2 protein-coding genes and 3 tRNA genes are annotated in these 1,897 nt (G+C 64.7%); all 5 read left to right on the top strand.

Going from position 1 to position 1,897, the window contains the following annotated elements; genetic code table 11:
- The first annotated feature begins 185 nt into the window (after window positions 1-185).
- The 5 genes from HR086_RS46505 (at window position 186) to HR086_RS46485 (ending at window position 1,657) form a co-directional block, all read left to right on the top strand.
- A complete protein-coding gene (locus tag HR086_RS46505) occupies window positions 186-1,079 on the top strand; it encodes a nucleoside hydrolase (protein ID WP_254626770.1) in 894 nt (297 codons plus the stop codon).
- A 41-nt stretch (window positions 1,080-1,120) separates the two neighbouring features.
- The gene (locus HR086_RS46500) at window positions 1,121-1,279 is read left to right on the top strand and encodes a hypothetical protein (RefSeq protein WP_174468872.1); all 159 of its coding nucleotides are present in this window, start codon (window positions 1,121-1,123) and stop codon (window positions 1,277-1,279) included.
- Window positions 1,280-1,374: 95 nt separating this feature from the next.
- Window positions 1,375-1,460 (top strand) — tRNA-Tyr (locus tag HR086_RS46495).
- A 48-nt stretch (window positions 1,461-1,508) separates the two neighbouring features.
- Window positions 1,509-1,579 (top strand) — tRNA-Ile (locus tag HR086_RS46490).
- Window positions 1,580-1,586: 7 nt separating this feature from the next.
- Window positions 1,587-1,657 (top strand) — tRNA-His (locus HR086_RS46485).
- The last annotated feature ends 240 nt before the right edge of the window (window positions 1,658-1,897 follow it).

Raw genomic sequence — 1,897 nt, 5'->3', positions numbered from 1 at the left:
CACCATCCGCTTCACCATCTGCGCCTTGAATGCGTCTGTGTACGGCACTTCAACCGCCTGCACTCGCCCCCTTCGGGTGGTCAGCTCGGCATCTCAGCCGAGGCGACTTCTTCCCTGACACAGGGGGGGGACACCCCGCCTCTCTCTACTCAGGGACGCCAATGGCCCAGGACATTCTCTTCGACATGGAAACGAGCGATCCGGACGACGCGCTCACGCTCTGCCTGTTGGCCACCCATCCCGCCGTCGCGCTGCGCGCGGTGACCGTGACACCCGGCACGCTGGCACAGGTGGGGATGGTGCGACACCTGCTCGCACGTGCCGGCAGGAGTGACGTGCCCGTGGGTGCGCGCAATCCGGCGGCGGAGAAAGAGAGCCTTTCGGCATTCCACACCCAATGGCTGGGGCAACTACCTCCCTCCGCTCCGGATGCCCTGGCGCACGAGGTGCTGGCGCTCGTGCTCGGGCGGTTCCCCGAGGCAACACTGCTCACGGGTGCGCCGCTCCAGAATCTGCGATTGCTGCTGGAGCTTCACCCGGACATCAAGCTGCACCGGTGGGTGGCGCAGGGCGGCTTCGCGGGCGACAACGTGGTTCCACCCGAGCACCGGCTACCCAAGTTCGAGGGCCGGCGAACCTGTCCGACCTTCAACTTCAACGGAGACCCCAAGGGCGCACTGCTGGCCCTGTCCTCGGACCGCGTGGGCCGACGCGAACTGGTGTCCAAGAACGTCACCCATGGCCTGGCCTACGACGGCCCGTTTCACGAGCACATGCGGCCTTATGCCTCGACGACACCGGGGCTCGGGCTCATCTTCGAGGCCATGGAGCGCTACCTGGCGCAGCGCCCCGAAGGCAAACTCCTGCACGACCCCATCGCCGCATGCGCGGCCATCGACCCCGAAATCATCACCTGGGCGGAAGTGGAGATGGTGCGCCAGCGCGGAGAGTGGGGAGCCGAGCTTGCGCAGGGTACGCATACGTTCATCTCGGTGGCCCTGGACTCCGAGCGCTTCTTCCAGACGTTCGTGGGAATCGACGCCGCGACAAGAAACAATCGCGGCGCTTGTCAGGGATGAAAATCAACCGCCGTAGATTCCCCCAGAAAGGAGCGGTGACCATGAAGACGGTGACGATGCAGTCGAGCAAGGCGAAGCACAGCTATCGAAACAACCTCTGGCCCCAGTTCGACGCCGCCTCCTGCTCCTTCTCGAGCACCGGCTCGATTCGCAACGTGGGATTCGGCCACCTTCACGGCCATCCGCCCGTACCCTGCTGACGCTCGCGCTTCGTCATCGACGCGCCAAGCCACGCAGAGGCCGGGCTCCCATCCAGGGGACCCGGCCTCTCGGCTTTCGGGCCTCCACTCCTCCAGGGGACGTAGAGCGTTACGGCAGACGCGCGGGCCTGTAGAGCCCGAGCCCGACAGGGCCTGCTGGGTTCAACTCCCAGCGTCCCCATGCTCCACACGAGCAGGGTCCGCCTCACCCAAACCCAGACATCTTTCCAGGGGTATAGCTCAAAGGCAGAGCACTCGCTTGATAAGCGGGTGATCCCGGTTCGACTCCGGGTACCCCGACTCCATGTTGGCCGAAGGCGAATGGTGAGCCACCGGGATGTGACCCCGGGGAAGAGGGTTCGAATCCCTCCGGTCAACCTGACAGTTCCAGCTCCCTGACAACTGAATCGTCGTGGTGAATGCACGCCACCTGCTCGCATGGGGGTGGCGGCAATATGCCTCCGTAGCTCATTGGAAGAGCATCCGCCTCTTAAACCAACGATCTCGATTCTCGCACGACGTCAGGAGGCACGCCTGAGGTCGGCTCGGCGCAGGGATGGACAGGCAGAGCGCTGTGCATTCCGCGCGTTGAGGTAGGCATGTACCCGCACCATGAGC

Source organism: Myxococcus sp. CA039A, from assembly GCF_013336645.1.
In the GTDB taxonomy this organism is placed as follows: domain Bacteria; phylum Myxococcota; class Myxococcia; order Myxococcales; family Myxococcaceae; genus Myxococcus; species Myxococcus llanfairpwllgwyngyllgogerychwyrndrobwllllantysiliogogogochensis.
The sequence above is the reverse complement of the archived record's forward strand: the minus strand, read 5'-3'. Positions and strand labels throughout refer to the sequence as shown.